This is a genomic window from Acinetobacter sp. ABJ-A23_2 (assembly GCF_044538765.1).
GTDB lineage: Bacteria > Pseudomonadota > Gammaproteobacteria > Pseudomonadales > Moraxellaceae > Acinetobacter > Acinetobacter nosocomialis_A.
On record NZ_JBIUCP010000029.1, the window covers coordinates 33,081 to 53,520 of the forward strand.

Annotated in this window: 17 protein-coding genes and 1 pseudogene; 10 read left to right on the top strand and 8 right to left on the bottom strand. The window is 40.2% G+C overall.

The window, feature by feature from the left end; all coding sequences use genetic code 11:
* Positions 1 to 67 precede the first annotated feature (67 nt).
* The 5 genes from serS to rplU form a co-directional block, all read right to left on the bottom strand.
* Positions 68 to 1,339, bottom strand: coding sequence for a serine--tRNA ligase (gene serS / locus ACH63V_RS11260; RefSeq protein WP_004705874.1), 1,272 nt, complete (start codon positions 1,337 to 1,339; stop codon positions 68 to 70).
* Between the two features lie 118 nt (positions 1,340 to 1,457).
* Positions 1,458 to 2,246 carry an RsiV family protein gene (locus ACH63V_RS11265; RefSeq protein WP_396463540.1) on the bottom strand — a complete coding sequence of 263 codons (789 nt, stop codon included), beginning with the start codon at positions 2,244 to 2,246 and terminating at the stop codon, positions 1,458 to 1,460.
* Between the two features lie 132 nt (positions 2,247 to 2,378).
* Positions 2,379 to 3,074, bottom strand: coding sequence for an outer membrane lipoprotein chaperone LolA (gene lolA, locus ACH63V_RS11270; RefSeq protein WP_311086962.1), 696 nt, complete (start codon positions 3,072 to 3,074; stop codon positions 2,379 to 2,381).
* Between the two features lie 240 nt (positions 3,075 to 3,314).
* Positions 3,315 to 3,572, bottom strand: coding sequence for a 50S ribosomal protein L27 (gene rpmA, locus ACH63V_RS11275; protein ID WP_000201632.1), 258 nt, complete (start codon positions 3,570 to 3,572; stop codon positions 3,315 to 3,317).
* Positions 3,573 to 3,590: 18 nt separating this feature from the next.
* The gene (gene rplU / locus ACH63V_RS11280; RefSeq protein WP_000271409.1) at positions 3,591 to 3,902 is read right to left on the bottom strand and encodes a 50S ribosomal protein L21; all 312 of its coding nucleotides are present in this window, start codon (positions 3,900 to 3,902) and stop codon (positions 3,591 to 3,593) included.
* A 96-nt stretch (positions 3,903 to 3,998) separates the two neighbouring features.
* Between rplU and ACH63V_RS11285 the strand changes: the two are divergent.
* The 9 genes and pseudogenes from ACH63V_RS11285 (at position 3,999) to ACH63V_RS11325 (ending at position 15,027) form a co-directional block, all read left to right on the top strand.
* Positions 3,999 to 4,298, top strand: a pseudogene (locus tag ACH63V_RS11285) (hypothetical protein).
* 46 nt (positions 4,299 to 4,344) lie between these two features.
* Positions 4,345 to 5,322 (top strand): All-trans-nonaprenyl-diphosphate synthase, encoded by a 978-nt coding sequence (gene sdsA / locus ACH63V_RS11290; protein ID WP_240287935.1) that lies wholly within the window; start codon positions 4,345 to 4,347, stop codon positions 5,320 to 5,322.
* 14 nt (positions 5,323 to 5,336) lie between these two features.
* Positions 5,337 to 7,397, top strand: a complete 2,061-nt coding sequence (locus ACH63V_RS11295) for a site-specific recombinase (protein ID WP_396463541.1) — start codon at positions 5,337 to 5,339, stop codon at positions 7,395 to 7,397.
* A gap of 183 nt (positions 7,398 to 7,580) precedes the next feature.
* Complete coding sequence (locus tag ACH63V_RS11300) at positions 7,581 to 8,207, top strand: phosphatase PAP2 family protein (protein ID WP_396463542.1); 627 nt, start codon at positions 7,581 to 7,583, stop codon at positions 8,205 to 8,207.
* 24 nt (positions 8,208 to 8,231) lie between these two features.
* Positions 8,232 to 9,482 (top strand): multidrug efflux RND transporter periplasmic adaptor subunit AdeI, encoded by a 1,251-nt coding sequence (adeI, locus tag ACH63V_RS11305; protein WP_263614465.1) that lies wholly within the window; start codon positions 8,232 to 8,234, stop codon positions 9,480 to 9,482.
* 12 nt (positions 9,483 to 9,494) lie between these two features.
* Positions 9,495 to 12,671 (top strand): multidrug efflux RND transporter permease subunit AdeJ, encoded by a 3,177-nt coding sequence (gene adeJ / locus ACH63V_RS11310; protein ID WP_263614466.1) that lies wholly within the window; start codon positions 9,495 to 9,497, stop codon positions 12,669 to 12,671.
* Positions 12,671 to 14,125, top strand: a complete 1,455-nt coding sequence (gene adeK, locus ACH63V_RS11315) for a multidrug efflux RND transporter outer membrane channel subunit AdeK (protein ID WP_263614919.1) — start codon at positions 12,671 to 12,673, stop codon at positions 14,123 to 14,125. The genes adeJ and adeK overlap by 1 nt, the downstream gene beginning before the upstream one ends.
* 109 nt (positions 14,126 to 14,234) lie before the next feature.
* Positions 14,235 to 14,585: a YbjQ family protein gene (locus ACH63V_RS11320; RefSeq protein WP_002051367.1), complete on the top strand. Its 351-nt coding sequence runs from the start codon at positions 14,235 to 14,237 to the stop codon at positions 14,583 to 14,585.
* Between the two features lie 7 nt (positions 14,586 to 14,592).
* A complete protein-coding gene (locus tag ACH63V_RS11325; RefSeq protein ID WP_396463543.1) occupies positions 14,593 to 15,027 on the top strand; it encodes a YbjQ family protein in 435 nt (144 codons plus the stop codon).
* Here ACH63V_RS11325 and ACH63V_RS11330 read toward each other — a convergent pair.
* Genes ACH63V_RS11330 through ACH63V_RS11340 form a run of 3 tightly spaced genes read right to left on the bottom strand, consistent with a single transcriptional unit; the run spans position 15,024 to position 17,024 of the window.
* Positions 15,024 to 15,458 (bottom strand): nuclear transport factor 2 family protein, encoded by a 435-nt coding sequence (locus ACH63V_RS11330; RefSeq protein ID WP_016803829.1) that lies wholly within the window; start codon positions 15,456 to 15,458, stop codon positions 15,024 to 15,026. The two genes, ACH63V_RS11325 and ACH63V_RS11330, sit on opposite strands and share 4 nt — an antisense overlap.
* 54 nt (positions 15,459 to 15,512) lie before the next feature.
* Positions 15,513 to 16,319, bottom strand: coding sequence for an SDR family NAD(P)-dependent oxidoreductase (locus ACH63V_RS11335; protein WP_396463544.1), 807 nt, complete (start codon positions 16,317 to 16,319; stop codon positions 15,513 to 15,515).
* 27 nt (positions 16,320 to 16,346) lie between these two features.
* Positions 16,347 to 17,024 carry a hypothetical protein gene (locus ACH63V_RS11340; RefSeq protein ID WP_107972825.1) on the bottom strand — a complete coding sequence of 226 codons (678 nt, stop codon included), beginning with the start codon at positions 17,022 to 17,024 and terminating at the stop codon, positions 16,347 to 16,349.
* A gap of 196 nt (positions 17,025 to 17,220) precedes the next feature.
* Between ACH63V_RS11340 and ACH63V_RS11345 the strand changes: the two genes are divergently transcribed.
* Positions 17,221 to 20,118, top strand: a complete 2,898-nt coding sequence (locus ACH63V_RS11345) for a valine--tRNA ligase (protein WP_396463545.1) — start codon at positions 17,221 to 17,223, stop codon at positions 20,116 to 20,118.
* The last annotated feature ends 322 nt before the right edge of the window (positions 20,119 to 20,440 follow it).

A 20,440-nucleotide genomic window follows, 5' to 3' on the forward strand; every position in this document is an offset into this window, starting at 1 on the left:
CTTAAACCTCTACATCAATCATCTGATTATGTTTAAGCAAAAAACGTGCACAATTTAGATGCAAAGTTTAGTCAATAAACGTTACACCACCCATATATGGGCGTAATACTTCTGGAATCTCGATTGAGCCGTCTTCACGTTGGTAATTTTCCATTACCGCAAGCAAAGTACGTCCTACTGCAAGACCTGAGCCGTTTAGCGTATGCACTAATTCAGTCTTCTTCTGATCCATACGGAAGCGCGCTTTCATACGACGTGCTTGGAAATCACCCATATTAGAGCAGCTTGAAATCTCACGATATGTATTTTGGCTTGGAACCCATACTTCTAAGTCGTAAGTTTTCATCGCACCAAAGCCCATATCACCACCACAGAGCAAAATTTTGCGGTATGGCAAACCAAGTGCCTGCAAAATGCCCTCAGCATGTGCAGTGAGTTCTTCAAGTGCCTGCATAGATGTTTCAGGTTTAACGATTTGCACCATTTCAACTTTATCAAATTGGTGCTGACGGATTAAGCCACGTGTATCACGTCCATAAGAACCAGCTTCACTACGGAAACATGGTGTATGGGCTGCATATTTTAATGGTAAACGGTCTGCATCAATGATTTCGTCACGAACAAAGTTTGTGACAGGAACTTCAGCTGTAGGAATAAGGTAGTATTCTTTTTCGCCTTGAAGTTTAAATAAATCTTCTTCAAATTTTGGTAATTGTCCTGTCCCACGAAGTGAGTCAGCATTAACCAAATAAGGCACGTAAGCTTCAGTATAGCCATTCTTTAAAGTATGGGTATCAAGCATGAACTGAGTTAAAGCACGTTGTAGACGCGCTAAAGGCCCCTTCAACACGCTGAAACGTGAACCAGTAAGTTTGGTCGCAGTTTCAAACTCTAGGCCGCCCATCCACTCGCCTAAATCAGTATGATCTTTGATTTCAAAATCGAACTGACGAGGTGTACCCCATTTTGAGATTTCAACGTTATCACTTTCATCCTTACCAACTGGAACAGACTCATCTGGTAAGTTTGGAATGCTTAGTGCTTTTTGCTCAATCTCGTTTTGTAGTTCTGATAAAGCAACTTCAGCAGCTTTAATCTCATCACCAATGGCCTGCATACGTGCCATGATTTCAGAAGCATCGCCACCGGATTTTTTAATCTGACCCACTTGTTTAGCACCGGCATTTCGCTCTGCCTGTAACTTTTCAGTTTTTGATTGCAAGTCTTTACGGCGAGTTTCTAAAGATGCCCATTCTTGGACATCTAGCTGAACACCACGTTTTGCCAAAGCTGCATTAACGACTTCAATATTATTTCTGAGTAACTTAGGGTCGATCATAATTAATCATAATATGGGTAAAAAACTGGCTATAGTGTAAGCCCTTAGAACTAAAAAATATAGTGATCATCTTCATATCGAATAGCTTTCACACAATTCTAAGAAGAGACCACATATTTTACATGTTGTAGTTTGGCACACTTGGTAAATACTCAGGTTTAATGAACTTAGCTGCCTCAAAATACGGCAGTGTTAATTCAGTCATACCCTCTGCATAAGAAGCCAATTCATAAACTGGATAAACAAAAACAATCCCATTGGCACCGTAGTAGTAATTATCACTTAACTGCAGTTTTTCACGGCTAATATTATGTTCTTGAAGCCAGTTGGTATTCGCATCAAAAAGTGCATCAACGAGTTGTTTTTCTACATCCGGCTTAATAAGTTCAGCAACAGTAATGTGCTTTTTATTTAATAAATCAAAATTTACGAATTCTTGATGTGACATGCCATGTGCTGCACCTGCAGAGTATGAGTATGTCTGTAAGGCAAAGGTTGCTAGATTATAATTTTGTCCCAAATAACGGACATAAATTGCACTTTGACTTGAACGAGGCTCTCCCTCTGGTACTTCAACAGGTTTATCAGCCAAGTTGGCAAATGCATTCGGATCTGCTTTTTTTATACGGTTCGTAAAATAATCATTAATCCATTTTTGATTCGTTTGTACTGTCTGAAAATCATATTCAGTACAGCCATCTTCAAGACAAACTTTAGACTTTGGTAATTTTACTGGAATTACTTTTGCCTGAATAACAGGAACTTCTGCTTGTTTTTGCTCTTTTACTGAAGCACTAGATGCGGGTTGCTCATCTTTAGCTGCAGATTTTGGCTGACAGCCACTTACTGCCACCATGGCAGCTACCATAGGAAGAATGAAAATAATTTTCTTATCGTAAAGTCGCATGTTAATCCCCGTGTATTCTCTTTTATCACTATACAAAGCGTAAGAATAAGACGGGGTTAAAAAATGTATCTGTGATTGATATATAAAAAGAAAGCCACCCTTTTAGGTGGCTTTCTTAAAGAGGCGCAATAATTATTGATCAATAATATCTGTGCCTTTAGGTGGCGTAAAATTAAAAGTTGAAGCTGGAATTGAAGCATTCACTTTTACATTATTAAATTTCACGTAAGTGGTTTGTCCTAAAGAATCTTGTAACACCATTAATGTCGGTGCTTTGTTGGCACCAAAACTAATCGTTAAGCTTTGGAAAGCGCCATCTTCTTTTTTAGGGAACAACGTGAAATATAATTTAGATTTATCTGGCTGAGTCACTCGGTAAGACTTCATGATTTGATTAGTATTACCAGAGAGCAATAAAGCTGGAGTATCAGCTACTTGCGAATCTAAGCTTTGACGTACAGCTTGTTGTAAATCAGGATCATAAATCCAGACCGTTTTACCACTCGTCACAATAGTTTGTTTAGACGGGCTCACAGTTTCCCAATAAAATTTCCCCGGACGTTCAACTTTCATTGAACCTTTAAATGTCTGGTTCATATGCTGAGCGCCTAAGCCTTTTTTCTGTGCTACAGCTTTTGTATTTGCTTTCGTTGTTTGTTCAAAATCAGCAGTTAAACGCTGTAATCCTGATAACTGATTTACCAGGTTCCCAATCGCCTGTTGCTCCGGTGCTGCTACTGGTGCAGCAAACGCTGTAGTACTCATTACAGGAGCAAGCACTGACGCGCTGAGTGTAATAGCACACATGGTTTTACGAAGCATATTCATGTCATCACCTTTTTAGTTGCTGTAAGATAACTTGTTCGCTTTTAATTTCACTAAGCCAAACAAGCTCTTCATTCAAGACTCATATTAACCGACAAACTCTGTGCTAATCATTGAGAAAATAAGATATTTTGTTATGTTATTCATATTGTTTGTAGAATTTCATTCATCATGATGAAGATGAAATTAATGAAATTCCATAAAAAAAGCCCACAAAATGTGGGCTTTTTCTTAAGCTAAAACTTAAACAGTTTCAACTTTTACGTAGCGACGGCCAAATTGACCTTTCACTTCGAATTTTACTACGCCGTCAGCAGTAGCAAATAAAGTATGGTCACGGCCCATACCAACATTTGCACCAGCGTGGAATTCAGTACCACGTTGACGAACGATGATGTTACCAGCAGTTACAGTTTGACCACCGTAAACTTTAACACCTAACATTTTTGGGTTTGAATCACGACCGTTCTTCGTCGATCCACCGGCTTTTTTAGTTGCCATGTCTCTTACTCCTCGTGATTAGCCTGAAATACCAGTAATTTTCAACTCAGTGAACCATTGACGGTGACCTTGTTGCTTACGGTAGTGTTTACGACGACGCATTTTGATAATGCGGATTTTGTCGTGACGACCATGACCAATCACTTCTGCAGTTACTTTAGCGCCAGCTACAACTGGAGCACCGATTTGAATGTTGTCACCGTTTACAACCATTAATACATCATCAAATGTAATAGTTGCGCCAGATTCAGCCTTCAATAATTCAACTTTAAGGGTTTCACCCTCAACTACACGGTGCTGTTTACCACCGCTTTGGATTACTGCGTACATAATGTACTCCAATCAGCCCGTGTCGTCGTGTCGATAAAGGGATATATCGATCTTAAAACGAACGCCACTGGGGTTATACAAGGCGACAGATTTTAAGTGAAATTTGATCAAACGACAAGTGCTTTATCTTTATCTAAGCAATAGAGACCGTTATTCTTACATAATAAAAACAGCTTCAATTCGAATTTAGTACTTTTCATTGATTCTGAATGGAATTTAAAATACAGTTCCAAACACAACTTGCAACAAGAACAAGCTGTATTCATGTTGACGTTATTAAAATTTATTGTTTTGTCGGAAACACATCGTTTTGCCGAAATAAAGAACAAAGAACTCTTCATGAACCTACAAATGATTAATATCAATTGCTTGTTTCCCTGTTTAATGCACTTTTAATTGATACACTAACGCCACTTATCACCAATACGGGGTTTTTCTTCATATGGTCATCGATTTTAAGCAAGACATTCTCGCTCCTGTTGCTACAGACTTTGCTGCGATGGATCACTTGATTAATGAAGGAATTAGCTCAAAAGTCGGCTTGGTCATGTCGGTCAGTAAACATGTTGTTGAAGCTGGCGGCAAACGTATGCGCCCGATCATGTGTTTACTTGCAGCACGAGCTTGTGGTCTAGACAATATGCAAAATGCACAGCGTCTGGCTGCCATTATTGAAATGCTTCATACCGCAACTTTAGTGCATGATGATGTGGTCGATGAATCTGGGCTTCGCCGTGGCCGCCCTACTGCCAACGCAACTTGGAACAACCAAACTGCTGTGTTAGTAGGTGACTTCCTTATTGCTCGCGCTTTTGATCTATTGGTTGATTTAAACAACATGACCTTATTAAAAGATTTCTCAACAGGTACATGTGAAATCGCTGAAGGTGAAGTACTACAACTTCAATCTCAGCATCAACCGGATACAACCGAAGAAACATATTTAAAAATTATTCACGGGAAAACTTCTCGTTTATTTGAACTTGCAACTGAAGGTGCTGCCATTTTGGCTGGGCAAGAAGCCTACCGTGAACCTTTAAGATTATTTGCAGGTCATTTTGGAAATGCATTCCAAATTATTGACGATATTTTAGACTACACTTCAGATGCTGAAACATTAGGTAAAAATATTGGTGATGATTTAATGGAAGGTAAACCGACTTTACCGTTAATTTCAGCATTAGCACATTCAACTGGTGAAGAGCACGCCATTATTCGTCGTAGTATTGCGACTGGTGGGGTTGACCAATTATCCAAAGTTATTGAAATTGTACAAAAGTCTGGTGCTTTAGATTATTGCCAGCGCCGTGCCCAAGAAGAAACAGAAGCAGCACTGCAAGCCTTAACAATCTTGCCTGATACACCTTATCGTCAGGCGTTGATTAACCTTACTCGGCTTGCATTACATCGAATACAGTAGATATTATTTTGCCTATGCATATAAATTTTTCAGATCATTTTTTAGAAATCCAGAAACAGCTTGAAAATCCTCAAGCTGTTATCGACGAAAATATTCTCATTGACCTAGTCAATGCTTTACGGCCATCCGATCCTCACGATACGGATGAAATAGAGCAAAAAATACAAGCATTTATTGATAGCTTATTACTTACTCCTACCGCTCCTGTCCTTTTACAAACCTTTTTATTACGTCTCATTAATCAATATAAGCAAGTGAGCTTATATGCAGATAGCGGCATTTTGTCTTTAGATGGTTTCTGGAACCAACTTGGACAAAGACTAGGTGGCCATTTTCTGCCACTCATTGAAGATGCAAGCCAGCTCAAAATTTTGATTGGAAAAATTTTCTATTTAGAAAGTGATTCAGTCTGGTTAAACAATGTTGATGACAAAGATTGGGCAACCTTATTCGGTTTAATTGGGCAAAGTAACAGCAATGTCGATGAAAAACATGCCATTCAACGAGAAATGATTAAGGCGATTACTGTCTTATCTTATCGTATTAGTGGTATTGGGCTTTATCCTGAGTTTATTAATGCTCAGCCTGAGTTAACTGAATATGAATCGCCGTTTTTAGTACAGAACCGTGAAATTATTGAGTTTATCGAAAAATATAAAAAACAAGATATTTCTAGCAATGACATTGCAGTTGTTCCCCCGCCAGATGCATCTCAAGCATTTGTAATGTTGGAACAATGCCGTGACGTCGTTTTAAAAATACGTCGGGCCACCAAAAGAATCGGTGTTAGTTTAAGTTTGACTTATTTACTGTCTTTGCTTGAGCAATGTTTAGATCGAATTGAATTATTACTCTACTTGGTCGTAGACGACAGTGAAGGCCGCTATATTTCTTTAGGGAATTTAATTTCGGACTTAACTAAAGCACATTACAGCGAAAAAAGTGTTCGCTCGTTATTAAGTACCACTAGTGAACTCATCGCCTTTCAAGTTACAGAAAATGCAAGCCGTACTGGTGAGCACTATGTGAGTACAGACACTAAAGGCTTTTGGGGTATGTATAAAGCCGCTGCTGGTGCAGGTGTGATTATTGCCTGTATGGCATCATTAAAAATTCTTGCTGCACGTATGACGATGGCCCCGCTTATGCAAGCCTTTACGTTCAGTATGAACTATTCACTCGGCTTTATTCTGATTCATGTATTGCACTTTACTGTTGCGACAAAACAGCCAGCAATGACAGCGGCTGCCCTCGCTGCAACTGTTCAGCAGCGTAAAGGCTCTAAAACTGCACAAATTGCAGAGTTAGCCGCACTTATTATCAATATTATTCGAACTCAGTTTATTGCTATTTTGGGTAATATCTCGATTGCAATCCCTACTGCTGCACTCATTACTTTTGCTTGGCAGTTTTATCTTGATGAACCTTTATTAACCCATACCAAAGCCACTTCTCTTTTACACAGCTTAAATCCATTTACATCTTTAGCCGTTCCACATGCAGCAATTGCAGGCGTATGTTTGTTCTTGTCGGGTCTTATTGCAGGCTACTTCGACAATATGGCTGTTTATAGAAAAGTAGGACCTCGTTTAAAAGCACACCGACGTTTACGCAGTTTATTTGGTCAAGAGCGCCTAAATCGTTTTGCAGAATATATTGAACGTAACTTAGGTGCGCTTGCTGGTAACTTCCTGTTCGGTGTCATGCTAGGAAGTATGGGAACAATCGGCTTTATTCTAGGTTTACCTTTAGATATTCGCCATATTGCCTTTGCATCAGCGAACTTTATTCAAGGTTTAATGACTATTAATGGTAGTCCCGATATTGGCTTGATTATAGTTTCGTTTTTAGGTGTGCTTTGTATTGGTCTCACTAACTTATTTGTGAGTTTCACGCTCACTATTATTGTCGCATTACGTGCACGTCGAGTTCGCTTTGAACAATGGAAGCCATTAGCTAAACTGGTCATGACCCATTTTCTTACCCGACCAAGTGACTTCTTCTGGCCACCGAAACAGCCTTTAGAATTAGAAGAAAATACCCAAACGAGTGGCGGGAAAAAAACAGAACACTAGCGTTTTGCTTTGTACACAAATTGTGAACTCCGTCAATTTTGTTGTGATTGTTTTTCCAAATGTTAAAAAAATTTCAAAATGAATTTACGATGATCTATCAGGCTTGAAAAAAAGTGTACTGGCAAGTACACTTTCAACGGCATTCAGTAGTAAAACACTACATGAATAAGCAAAGGTGTGTATATGCCCTATCTATTGCTTTGTATTGGTTGCGTTTTTTTAGGATTAGGTGTTCTTGGTCTGGTTGTACCAAGTCTTCAATCTTTGGACTTGCTCACCGTTCAAACATTGAGTCATCATCGTTTAGATTATCTTAATACTATAACTGCCTTTCTTGCACACGTAGGCGGCATGCCTTTTGTATGTTTTTTATCCTTTCTAGTATGTGTATATTTAGCATGGTATAAAAAATATATTACTGTTATTTTCATTAGCTTGGGAGTTATTGGCAGTATCACCATTGGTTGGCTGCTCAAGTGGTGTGTTAACCGGCCTAGACCTCCTGAGGCATATCATATCGTTGAAAGTTACGGTGCATCGTTCCCAAGTGCACATAGTGTTTATGCATCAACACTGGCTTGTCTGGCAATGATTATGTTATGCCGTAAGCACAACATTAACTCTCCTTATATTGTTTTGATCTCCTGTCTTTGGTTTGTGTGTATGGGGCTTTCAAGAATATATGCAGGAGTTCATTTCCCAACAGACGTACTCGCTGGTTGGGGCATTGGTTTTATTTGGATTGCACTGCTTTGGCTCTGGTTATTACAAACACAAAGTAGGTTAAGTAGAAAACAAATATATTTTTAGATTTTATCTAAACGAGGTGGAACAATGATGTCGGCTAAGCTTTGGGCACCAGCCCTTACTGCTTGCGCATTAGCAACAAGTATCGCGCTTGTTGGTTGTAGCAAAGGCTCCGATGAGAAACAGCAAGCTGCTGCTGCTCAGAAAATGCCGCCTGCAGAAGTAGGTGTTATTGTTGCTCAACCACAAAGTGTTGAACAAAGCGTTGAGCTTTCAGGCCGTACTTCAGCATATCAAATTTCTGAAGTTCGTCCTCAAACAAGTGGCGTGATTTTAAAACGCTTATTTGCTGAAGGAAGCTATGTTCGTGAAGGTCAAGCGCTCTATGAGCTCGACTCTAGAACGAACCGCGCAACGTTAGAAAATGCAAAAGCATCACTCCTACAACAACAGGCAAATCTAGCTTCACTACGTACCAAGTTAAATCGTTATAAACAACTTGTTTCTAGTAATGCTGTGTCTAAACAGGAATATGATGACTTACTTGGTCAAGTCAATGTCTCAGAAGCACAAGTTGCTGCTGCTAAGGCTCAAGTAACAAATGCAAATGTAGATCTTGGTTATTCTACAATTCGCTCTCCTATTTCTGGACAATCTGGGCGTTCTTCAGTAACGGCTGGTGCTTTAGTTACTGCAAACCAGACTGACCCGTTAGTAACGATTCAACAGTTAGATCCAATCTATGTTGATATTAATCAGTCTAGCGCCGAGTTGTTACGTTTACGTCAGCAATTAAGTAAAGGCAGTTTAAACAACAGTAACAATACGAAAGTAAAATTAAAGCTTGAAGATGGTTCTACCTATCCAATCGAAGGGCAACTTGCTTTCTCTGACGCTTCTGTAAACCAAGATACAGGAACAATTACGTTACGTGCCGTATTCTCTAACCCGAATCATTTATTGCTTCCGGGTATGTATACCACTGCACAAATTGTTCAGGGTGTTGTTCCAAATGCTTATCTGATTCCACAAGCTGCCGTTACACGTTTACCTACAGGTCAAGCTGTAGCAATGCTTGTTAATGCCAAAGGGGCTGTTGAGAGTCGTCCAATTGAAACCTCAGGGGTTCAAGGACAAAACTGGATTGTGACTAACGGCTTAAAAGCTGGCGATAAAGTCATTGTTGATGGCGTTGCCAAAGTTAAAGAAGGGCAACAAGTAACAGCAAAACCTTATCAAGCTCAACCAGCAAATCCTCAAGGTGCAGCGCCAAATGCTGCGAAACCGGCTCAATCAGGTAAACCTCAAGCAGAACAGAAAGCAGCTTCAAATGCATAAGGGGTAGATTGAATGGCACAATTTTTTATTCATCGCCCCATATTTGCGTGGGTGATTGCATTAGTCATTATGTTGGCGGGTATTCTCACGCTAACAAAAATGCCTATTGCACAGTATCCAACGATTGCACCACCGACAGTCACAATTGCTGCGACTTATCCTGGTGCGTCGGCTGAAACAGTTGAAAACACCGTAACCCAGATCATTGAACAACAAATGAATGGTCTCGATGGTTTACGTTATATTTCTTCTAACAGTGCAGGTAACGGTCAAGCATCTATTCAATTAAACTTTGAACAAGGTGTTGACCCTGATATTGCACAGGTTCAAGTTCAAAACAAATTGCAATCTGCAACTGCACTTTTACCTGAAGATGTACAACGTCAAGGTGTGACAGTAACTAAATCTGGTGCGAGCTTCTTGCAAGTTATTGCATTCTATTCACCAGATAACAACCTTTCAGACTCAGACATTAAAGACTATGTAAACTCATCAATTAAAGAACCGCTTAGCCGTGTTGCTGGTGTTGGTGAAGTAACAGTCTTTGGTGGTTCATACGCGATGCGTATTTGGCTTGATCCAGCTAAATTAACAAGTTACCAACTCACTCCTAGTGATATTGCAACTGCTTTACAAGCGCAGAACTCGCAAGTTGCTGTAGGTCAGTTAGGTGGTGCACCTGCTGTACAAGGTCAAGTGCTTAACGCAACTGTAAATGCGCAAAGCTTATTACAGACACCTGAACAGTTTAAAAATATCTTCTTAAAGAACACAGCATCAGGTGCTGAGGTTCGTTTAAAAGATGTTGCTCGTGTAGAGTTAGGTTCTGATAACTATCAGTTCGATTCGAAGTTTAATGGCAAACCAGCGGCTGGTCTTGCAATTAAAATTGCAACTGGTGCGAACGCACTTGATACAGCAGCAGCTGTTGAACAACGTTTGTCTGAATTACGTAAGAACTATCCAGCAGGTTTACAAGATAAACTCGCTTATGACACGACTCCATTTATCCGTCTTTCAATTGAAAGTGTTGTACACACGCTAATTGAAGCCGTGATTTTGGTATTCATTGTTATGTTCCTATTTTTACAAAACTGGCGCGCGACGATTATTCCAACGCTTGCAGTTCCAGTAGTTGTATTAGGTACATTTGCAGTTATTAATATCTTTGGTTTCTCAATTAACACCTTAACCATGTTCGCTATGGTATTGGCAATCGGTCTTCTGGTTGATGACGCCATTGTTGTAGTCGAAAACGTTGAACGTGTAATGAGTGAAGACCATACCGATCCAGTTACAGCAACTTCTCGTTCAATGCAGCAGATTTCTGGTGCCTTAGTGGGTATTACCAGCGTATTGACTGCGGTATTCGTACCAATGGCATTCTTTGGTGGTACAACAGGTGTAATTTACCGTCAGTTCTCGATTACCCTTGTAACAGCAATGGTTTTATCGTTAATTGTGGCATTAACCTTCACCCCTGCACTTTGTGCAACAATCTTAAAACAGCATGATCCAAATAAAGAACCAAGCAATAATATCTTTGCGCGTTTCTTTAGAAGCTTTAACAACGGTTTTGACCGCATGTCGCATAGCTACCAAAATGGTGTTAGCCGCATGCTTAAAGGCAAAATCTTCTCTGGCGTGCTTTATGCTGTTGTAGTTGCCCTTTTAGTATTCTTGTTCCAAAAACTCCCATCTTCATTCTTACCAGAAGAAGATCAGGGTGTGGTCATGACACTTGTTCAATTACCACCAAATGCAACGCTTGACCGTACAGGTAAAGTGATTGACACCATGACTAACTTCTTCATGAATGAAAAAGACACTGTGGAATCTATTTTCACCGTATCTGGTTTCTCATTCACGGGTGTGGGTCAAAATGCTGGTATTGGCTTCGTTAAGTTGAAAGACTGGAGCAAACGTACAACACCAGAAACTCAAATCGGCGCATTAATTAAGCGTGGTATGGCATTAAACATGATCATTAAAGATGCATCATACGTTATGCCATTACAGCTTCCTGCAATGCCTGAATTGGGTGTAACTGCCGGATTTAACTTGCAGCTTAAAGATTCAAGTGGTCAAGGCCATGAGAAATTGATTGCAGCTCGTAACACCATTCTAGGCTTAGCATCACAAGATAAACGCCTGATGGGTGTACGTCCAAATGGTCAGGAAGATACACCTCAGTATCAAATTAATGTAGATCAAGCTCAAGCTGGCGCGATGGGTGTGAGCATTGCTGACATCAACAATACAATGCGTATTGCATGGGGTGGTTCATACATTAACGATTTCGTTGACCGTGGTCGTGTGAAAAAAGTTTATGTTCAAGGCGATGCGGATACTCGTATGATGCCTGAAGACTTAAACAAGTGGTATGTACGTAATAACAAAGGTGTGATGGTTCCATTCTCTGCATTTGCTACAGGTAAATGGACTTATGGTTCTCCACGTCTTGAACGTTATAACGGCGTATCATCGGTTAACATTCAAGGTACTCCTGCACCTGGCGTGAGCTCTGGTGACTCGATGAAAGCAATGGAAGAAATTATTGGTAAGTTACCATCTATGGGCTTACAAGGTTTCGACTATGAATGGACAGGTTTATCACTTGAAGAACGTGAGTCTGGTGCTCAAGCGCCGTTCTTATACGCACTTTCATTGTTAATCGTATTCCTTTGCTTAGCTGCATTATATGAAAGCTGGTCTATTCCGTTCTCGGTTTTACTTGTGGTACCACTTGGTGTCATTGGTGCACTTGTATTGACCTACTTGGGTATGATTATTAAAGGAGATCCAAATCTCTCAAATAACATTTACTTCCAGGTGGCGATTATTGCGGTGATCGGTCTTTCGGCAAAAAATGCGATCTTGATTGTTGAGTTCGCAAAAGAATTGCAGGAAAAAGGTGAAGATCTGCTTGATGCAACCTTACATGCTGCAAAAATGCGTTTACGTCCAATTATCATGACGACCCTTGCCTTCGGTTTTGGTGTACTTCCACTTGCTCTTTCAACAGGTGCTGGTGCAGGAAGTCAGCACTCAGTAGGCTTCGGTGTACTTGGTGGCGTACTCAGCGCGACATTCTTAGGTATCTTCTTTATCCCTGTATTCTATGTGTGGATTCGTAGTATCTTTAAGTACAAACCAAAAACCATAAACACTCAGGAGCATAAATCGTGATGCAAAAAGTATGGTCTATTTCAGGTCGTAGCATTGCGGTATCTGCACTTGCGCTTGCTTTGGCAGCTTGTCAAAGCATGCGCGGCCCAGAACCAGTCGTGAAAACCGATATTCCACAGAGCTATGCATATAACAGCGCTTCTGGTACATCTATTGCTGAACAGGGCTACAAACAGTTCTTTGCTGATCCGCGTTTGCTGGAAGTAATCGACTTGGCTCTTGCGAATAACCGTGATTTACGTAAAGCAACGCTCAATATTGAACGTGCTCAAGAGCAATATCAGATTACGAAGAACAACCAGCTTCCAACGATTGGAGCAAGTGGTAGTGCAATTCGTCAGGTTACGCCAAGTCGTGACCCGAATAACCCCTACTCTACTTACCAAGTAGGTTTGGGTGTAACTGCTTATGAGCTTGATTTCTGGGGCCGTGTTCGTAGTCTAAAAGACGCTGCTTTAGATAATTATCTCTCAACACAAAGTGCGCGTGATTCGACTCAGATCAGCTTGATCAGCCAAGTTGCTCAAGCATGGTTGAATTATTCATTTGCAACAGCAAATTTAAGACTTGCAGAGCAAACGCTTAAAGCACAGCAAGATTCTTACAATCTCAACAAAAAACGTTTTGATGTAGGTATCGACAGTGAAGTTCCATTACGTCAAGCACAGATTTCTGTAGAAACTGCGCGTAATGATGTAGCGAACTACAAGACTCAAATTGCTCAAGCACAAAACTTGTTGAACTTACTTGTGGGTCAACCAGTTGCACAAAACTTGTTGCCAACACAACCTGTGAAACGTATTGCTCAGCAAAATGTATTCACTGCTGGTTTACCAAGTGACTTGTTAAACAACCGTCCAGATGTAAAAGCGGCTGAATATAACTTAAGCGCTGCGGGTGCGAATATTGGTGCTGCAAAAGCACGTTTATTCCCAACCATTAGCTTAACGGGTTCAGCAGGTTATGCATCAACTGACTTAAGTGATCTATTTAAGTCTGGTGGTTTTGCATGGTCAATTGGTCCAAGCTTAGATTTACCAATCTTTGACTGGGGTACTCGTCGTGCCAATGTAAAAATTTCTGAAACTGATCAGAAAATTGCATTGTCTGACTATGAAAAATCAGTTCAGTCTGCATTCCGTGAAGTGAATGATGCACTTGCTACGCGTGCCAACATTGGTGACCGTTTAACAGCGCAACAACGTTTGGTAGAAGCAACTAACCGCAACTACACACTTTCAAATGCTCGCTTCCGTGCTGGTATTGATAGTTACTTGACGGTTCTTGATGCACAGCGTTCATCTTATTCAGCTGAACAAGGTTTGTTATTGCTTCAACAAGCAAACTTAAACAACCAAATCGAGTTATATAAAACTCTAGGTGGTGGTTTAAAAGCAAATACTTCAGATACAGTGGCACACCAACCATCAAGTGCTGAGCTTAAAAAGCAATAGGCTTTAAATCATGTTCTTATAAAAGCTCACTTCGGTGGGCTTTTTTATTGCAACTGATGTGAATATTTTTTATCTTGAAACCTTAAGAAATTTAGATTGATAAAAAACAATGTTATTAAGTAACTTAGAAAGTGTGCCAGGTCATCAAATTTTAAAGCAACTCGATGTTGTTTATGGAAGCACTGTTCGTAGCAAACATGTGGGCCGTGACCTCATGGCAAGTTTAAAAAATATTGTAGGTGGTGAACTCACGGGCTACACCGAACTTTTAGAAGAATCCCGCCAAGAAGCCATGGATCGTATGATTGCCAAAGCCCAGCAGCTTGGTGCAAATGCAATTGTCGGTATTCGTTTTTCAACTTCAAACATTGCCCAAGGCGCTTCAGAGCTATTTGTATATGGCACAGCAGTCGTGGTGCAACCGCAAGCTCCACATCTACCAGATCCATTTAATGCATAGGTAGAAAATGGAAAATCTTATTTTTCAGCTTGTTGTTTTTCTCATTCTTTTCAGTATCGGTTGGGCTTTTGGCCGTCATATTGAACAAAAACATTTGAATGAACTTCTAGAAAAAGAGCAACAATTTGCCCATATCAGAATTGATACCAATCGTTTTGCAACGAGTGATCAGTTGGGCCACTTTATTAGCAGTAACGTGGTCATTTCCCATGACTACTTTAAATATGTACTGGCTTCTATAAAAAATGTTCTAGGTGGTCGCCTTAGCAGTTATGAAAGTATTGTTGAACGTGCTCGTCGTGAAGCGATTATTCGTTTAAAACAACAAGCATATAGTGTGGGTGCTAACCATATTATGGGAGTTCGGCTGAGTACAACCGAACTCGGTATGCAAGGCGGAATGGTTGAAGTTTTTGCTTATGGTACAGCAGTCAAAGACTAGCACTGCCCCATAGCAGAAAAATGTATACGCGGATTGCCAATATTTTTAGTTAAATGTTGGCAAATTCCGGTAATTTTCCATTTGTCCTGTTGTTTCGCCAACGTAAAATAATAGCGACCAAAAGAATGAAAATAATCATTTTCCGAAAAACGGTAAATTTGATAATTACACTCTAGCCATGCTTGGTCTTGTTCAATCCGAATAAGAGGATTACTCAAATTGTGCTGTAGTCGCAAATGTGACAAAGCTTGTTGCCGTGAACCTTTATATTCATGACAAGACACCACACATAAAGGTTCTCCTCTAAACTGGAAATAGTCCACCTCAAGTTGATCGGCCAATAACTCATCAAACGCATCCCAATTTTTCTGGTCAAAGACCAATTGAAAACGCGTTACAACGTCTAAGATACGATGGTAGTCTTGATCCATGGCGAACCTTCTATGTGGGTTTTTCCATCAATTTAGCACGGCGAAATCTCTTTTTTATTTCACTTTTGTTTTTCGAATCATTTTATAGAGTAATTTCGGGGACATACGGGAAACCATCACACCTAGTTTTTCTTTAGTTCCGCCCACTACAATATATTCTTGCCCTTGCATTAATGCCTTAACTGCCTGTTCTGCAAAAGCATCTGCTTCCAATCCATTTTCGATTGCTTCGTCTTGATGACCTTGAGGCTGCCCTGCACCATTTAACGCATTAAATGAAACATTCGTTTTTACAAAGCCTGGGAAAATCACAGAAACTTCAACGCCCTGATCTGAAACTTCGGCACGTAAACTGTTGGCCCACAGATGAACAGCAGCTTTAGCAGCCGAGTAAGTTGCACGGTACTGCGTACCTAAAAGCCCTGCTACACTAGAGACAAATACAACTCGGCCAGACTTCTGTTTGAGCATGGTCGGCAACACAGTTTTAGTTAGTGCGACTTGTGAGAAATAGTCCACTTCCATAATGGCTCTTTCAGTTTCCATTGTGGTGTCTTTAATAAGAGCACGCTGACCTAAACCTGCATTATTAATAAGCCAGTCGATTCGGCCTTTGGCTTTTAAAATTTGCTCATACGCTTCTTGAACTTGCTTTTGATTGGTAATGTCTGCAACTACCGACAAATGCTGGTCTGGATGGAGTAAACCAACGCGAACTTCTTCTAACTCTTCAAAGCGACGTGAAGTTAAAATCACTTGAGCCCCTTGCAGAGCCAACTCACCAGCTAAAGCTTTACCTAATCCAGAAGATGCTCCCGTAATCCACACCACTTTATTTTGCAAATTATCAAGTTTGGCCATGCTTTAAATTCCTATTATCTTTTTAAATTATGCTGCTTGATGCATGAAGGCCAAAAAGTGATTGATATAGTGAGTTGCTGTAGTCTGATCAACCTGCGTCCCCAATTTTTCCAAACGTTTATAGCCCAAATGCGTTGTCATATTAATGACCCCATTTAGGGTTTTATCGACAACTAAATTAAATTTTAAACGTTTTTTAGGTTCACGTACTAGGCTTGTTACGCCTAAATCCACAATTTGAATCAAGGTTTGAAAAGCTTCTTCTACACTTTGCATATTGCCCGCACGTATTTGCTCGGTCAGTGTTTGGGCTTGTTGCACAAGTTGAGGTGTGATCGGGTACGTAATATAAACATCTTGCTCACGTTCTTTCATGAGTGACGTCATATAATCAACCAAAGGTAATAGTCGATCATTACCAAAAAAAGAAACTGACCAAGGCATATACTTTCGGAAAGTATCTAAAATTTGTTGAAGAACTTTCTCAGATTCTTGGCGCTGCTTTTCGGTCATGGTCGAGTTACCTTGCTCTCCTTGTAACAATACGGAGAACACTTGCTCAATAATTTCGCAAGATAAATCGGAAAGAACACTACCTAATACTTTGGACTGGCTTTCTTTTACCCCAGCGTGCAATTTCTCTCGAATCGCAGCAAATTGCGTATAGGTCGAGTCGGAAATTTTCAAAAAAACTTTGTAGCTCATGAGTCGCATCCCTTATCAATTCTTTTGTAATTTTTGTGCCGTGCCGCTACACGATTAAATTGTGATCCATGCTTCATAAATCTACCGTTTTTTGAAAAAAATACAAAACCGTTTATCTGTTTTCAGCACATTAATTTCGAGGCATTTTTTTGCTACAATAGATGCAATTTTTTATGCATATTCGATCTAAGCTACTATGACTGACGCTCAAACCGCTCAAAATATTGCAACCACATACGATCCAACCGAGATCGAAAAGAAGTGGTACAAAACGTGGGAAGAACAAGGTTACTTCAAACCTTCTGGTCACGGTGAATCATTCTGTATCATGATTCCACCACCAAACGTCACTGGTAGTTTGCACATGGGCCATGGTTTTAACAATGCCATTATGGATGCCCTCACCCGTTATAACCGCATGATGGGTAAAAACACGTTGTGGCAACCGGGTACTGACCATGCTGGTATTGCAACTCAAATGGTTGTTGAGCGTCAACTTGGCTTACAAGGTATCACTCGTCACGACTTAGGCCGTGAAAAGTTCATTGAAAAAGTTTGGGAATGGAAAGAACAATCTGGTGGCACAATTACGAAACAAATTCGTCGCTTAGGTTCGTCTGTAGACTGGTCACGTGAACGCTTCACGATGGACGAGGGTTTATCAAACGCAGTTAAAGAAGTATTCGTTCGTTTGCACGAAGACGGTTTAATTTACCGCGGTAAGCGTCTTGTAAACTGGGATCCTAAACTTCAAACTGCTCTTTCTGACCTTGAAGTGGAAAGCAAAGAAGAAAAAGGCTCACTTTGGCACTTTAAATATTTCTTTGAAGACAAATCAGTTAAAACTCAAGACGGCAAAGACTATTTAGTCGTTGCAACAACTCGTCCTGAAACTTTACTTGGTGATACTGCGGTTGCTGTTCATCCTGAAGATGAGCGTTATGCACACCTCGTTGGTAAAAACATTGTATTGCCAATTACTGGTCGTTTAATTCCAATCGTTGCTGACGACTACGTTGAAAAAGACTTCGGTACTGGCTGTGTAAAAATTACCCCTGCTCATGACTTCAATGACTATGACCTAGGTAAACGCAACAGCTTGCCAATCATTAATATCTTCAACAAAAATGCCGAAGTTTTGGCTGAGTTTGAATATATTGCAAAAGCTGGCGAACAAATTTCTAAAACCATTACTGCACCTGCGGAATATGCTGGTTTAGAGCGTTTTGAAGCACGTAAAAAATTAGTTGCTCAAGCTGAAGCTGAAGGCTGGTTAGATCAAATCCAACCGTATGACTTAAAAGCGCCACGTGGCGACCGTTCAGGCGTAATCATCGAGCCATTACTTACTGACCAATGGTACGTAAAAATTGCTCCGCTTGCTGAACCTGCAATTGAAGCAGTTCAAGATGGCCGTATTAAGTTTGTTCCAGAGCAGTACAGCAACATGTACATGGCGTGGATGCGTGACATTCAAGACTGGTGTATTTCACGTCAGCTTTGGTGGGGCCACCGTATTCCAGCTTGGTACGATGCAAATGGCAACATCTATGTGGGCCGTAACGAAGAAGAAGTACGTGCGAAAAATAATATCGCTGCTGACGTTGAACTTAAACAAGACGAAGACGTTCTTGATACATGGTTCTCATCTGCACTTTGGACATTCTCAACTTTAGGTTGGACTGGCGACGCACAAAAAGATGCAGCAAATGATTTCCTTAAAACCTTCCATCCAACAGATGTGTTGGTGACTGGTTTTGACATCATTTTCTTCTGGGTTGCCCGCATGATCATGATGACCCTGCACTTCATGAAAAATGAAGATGGTTCATCGCAAGTTCCATTTAAGACTGTTTACGTTCACGGTTTGGTACGTGATGGTGAAGGTCAAAAAATGTCGAAGTCTAAAGGTAACGTACTTGACCCATTAGACTTGATTGACGGTATTGATTTAGAAAGCTTAGTTGCAAAACGTACTACTGGCCTCATGAACCCGAAAGATGCTGCGAAGATTGAAAAATCAACGCGCAAAGAGTTCCCAGAAGGCATTAATGCTTATGGTACTGACGCAGTTCGTTTCACGTTCTGTGCGCTTGCAAACACTGGTCGTGACATTAAGTTCGACTTAAAGCGTGTTGAAGGCTACCGTAACTTCTGTAACAAGATCTGGAACGCAACTCGTTTCGTTCTCATGAATGTTGAAGGTCAAACTGTTGGTACAGACGCTCGTCCTGATCTTTGGGAACTTCCAGAACAATGGATTATGAGCCGTCTGCAGAAAGCAGAAGCTGCTGTACACCAAGCGTTTGCAACGTATCGTTTAGACCTTGCTGCTCAAGCGATTTACGACTTTATCTGGAATGAATACTGTGACTGGTACGTTGAGTTAACGAAACCAGTTCTAAACGATGCAGAAGTTTCAGAAGAGCGTAAAGCTGAAGTACGCCGTGTATTGCTTGCAGTCATGGAAGCTTCTTTACGTTTGGCTCATCCGTTAATGCCGTATTTGACAGAAGAAATCTGGCAAACTCTTGCACCAATGCTTGGTCAAGGCGGTCCAACGATTATGACTGCTCAATACCCTATTCCTGAGCAAGCAAAAATCAATGAACAAGCTGAAGCAGATATGCAATGGCTTCAAGGTTTGATTGGTGCAGTACGTAACATTCGAGGTGAGTTAGGCTTAGGTAATGCGCGCTTGTTGCCAGTATTACTTCAAAACACATCTGACGCTGAACGTGAACAAATCATTCGTATTGAAGCGTTGTTCAAAGCATTGGCTAAAGTTGAAAGCATTGAGTTCTTGAATAAAGACCAAGAACCACCGTTATCTTGCTCTAGCGTTGTTAGCCATGCATCGGTATTTGTACCAATGAAAGGCTTAATTGACCCTAAAGCTGAGCTTGCTCGTTTGCAAAAAGACTTGGATAAAATCCAAAAGCAACACGACCAAATCGCGGGCAAACTTGCAAACGAAGGCTTTGTTTCTAAAGCACCAGCAGCAGTGGTTGAAGGTGAAAAAGCGAAGCTTGCTGAGTTTGCTGCTCAGTTAGAGAAAGTTAAAGCGAATATGGAACAAATTGCTGCGCTTTAAGGTATTGATAATTTTAATCTAAATCGTAGTATAAAGGGCTGATTATTCAGCCCTTTATACTATACAATTAGTCAATCTAAATGAAATAATAAATGGATATACTTCATTTCTTAAAAATCAAAACCAATTGATTTTACTTATAAAATTTTATACAGCCACATCTATAAAAATAGATCATTAACTCTTCAAAATGAACACTCTCTAAATAATTATAATGACTAGTATTAAATAAAATATCTTCTTTTATACAACTTAGCTCTCATATTAAAAAAAATACTTCAATATTAAAATACAGTCTCTAATAAAACAGAGATTTTTATAT

What these genes read in the sequence shown, in the direction of transcription:
- serS (WP_004705874.1), bottom strand. Translation starts at nt 1,339, where the DNA reads ATGATCGACCCTAAGTTACTCAGAAATAATATTGAAGTCGTTAATGCA.
- ACH63V_RS11265 (WP_396463540.1), bottom strand. Translation starts at nt 2,246, where the DNA reads ATGCGACTTTACGATAAGAAAATTATTTTCATTCTTCCTATGGTAGCT.
- lolA (WP_311086962.1), bottom strand. Translation starts at nt 3,074, where the DNA reads ATGAATATGCTTCGTAAAACCATGTGTGCTATTACACTCAGCGCGTCA.
- rpmA (WP_000201632.1), bottom strand. Translation starts at nt 3,572, where the DNA reads ATGGCAACTAAAAAAGCCGGTGGATCGACGAAGAACGGTCGTGATTCA.
- rplU (WP_000271409.1), bottom strand. Translation starts at nt 3,902, where the DNA reads ATGTACGCAGTAATCCAAAGCGGTGGTAAACAGCACCGTGTAGTTGAG.
- sdsA (WP_240287935.1), top strand. Translation starts at nt 4,345, where the DNA reads ATGGTCATCGATTTTAAGCAAGACATTCTCGCTCCTGTTGCTACAGAC.
- ACH63V_RS11295 (WP_396463541.1), top strand. Translation starts at nt 5,337, where the DNA reads ATGCATATAAATTTTTCAGATCATTTTTTAGAAATCCAGAAACAGCTT.
- ACH63V_RS11300 (WP_396463542.1), top strand. Translation starts at nt 7,581, where the DNA reads ATGCCCTATCTATTGCTTTGTATTGGTTGCGTTTTTTTAGGATTAGGT.
- adeI (WP_263614465.1), top strand. Translation starts at nt 8,232, where the DNA reads ATGATGTCGGCTAAGCTTTGGGCACCAGCCCTTACTGCTTGCGCATTA.
- adeJ (WP_263614466.1), top strand. Translation starts at nt 9,495, where the DNA reads ATGGCACAATTTTTTATTCATCGCCCCATATTTGCGTGGGTGATTGCA.
- adeK (WP_263614919.1), top strand. Translation starts at nt 12,671, where the DNA reads ATGCAAAAAGTATGGTCTATTTCAGGTCGTAGCATTGCGGTATCTGCA.
- ACH63V_RS11320 (WP_002051367.1), top strand. Translation starts at nt 14,235, where the DNA reads ATGTTATTAAGTAACTTAGAAAGTGTGCCAGGTCATCAAATTTTAAAG.
- ACH63V_RS11325 (WP_396463543.1), top strand. Translation starts at nt 14,593, where the DNA reads ATGGAAAATCTTATTTTTCAGCTTGTTGTTTTTCTCATTCTTTTCAGT.
- ACH63V_RS11330 (WP_016803829.1), bottom strand. Translation starts at nt 15,458, where the DNA reads ATGGATCAAGACTACCATCGTATCTTAGACGTTGTAACGCGTTTTCAA.
- ACH63V_RS11335 (WP_396463544.1), bottom strand. Translation starts at nt 16,319, where the DNA reads ATGGCCAAACTTGATAATTTGCAAAATAAAGTGGTGTGGATTACGGGA.
- ACH63V_RS11340 (WP_107972825.1), bottom strand. Translation starts at nt 17,024, where the DNA reads ATGAGCTACAAAGTTTTTTTGAAAATTTCCGACTCGACCTATACGCAA.
- ACH63V_RS11345 (WP_396463545.1), top strand. Translation starts at nt 17,221, where the DNA reads ATGACTGACGCTCAAACCGCTCAAAATATTGCAACCACATACGATCCA.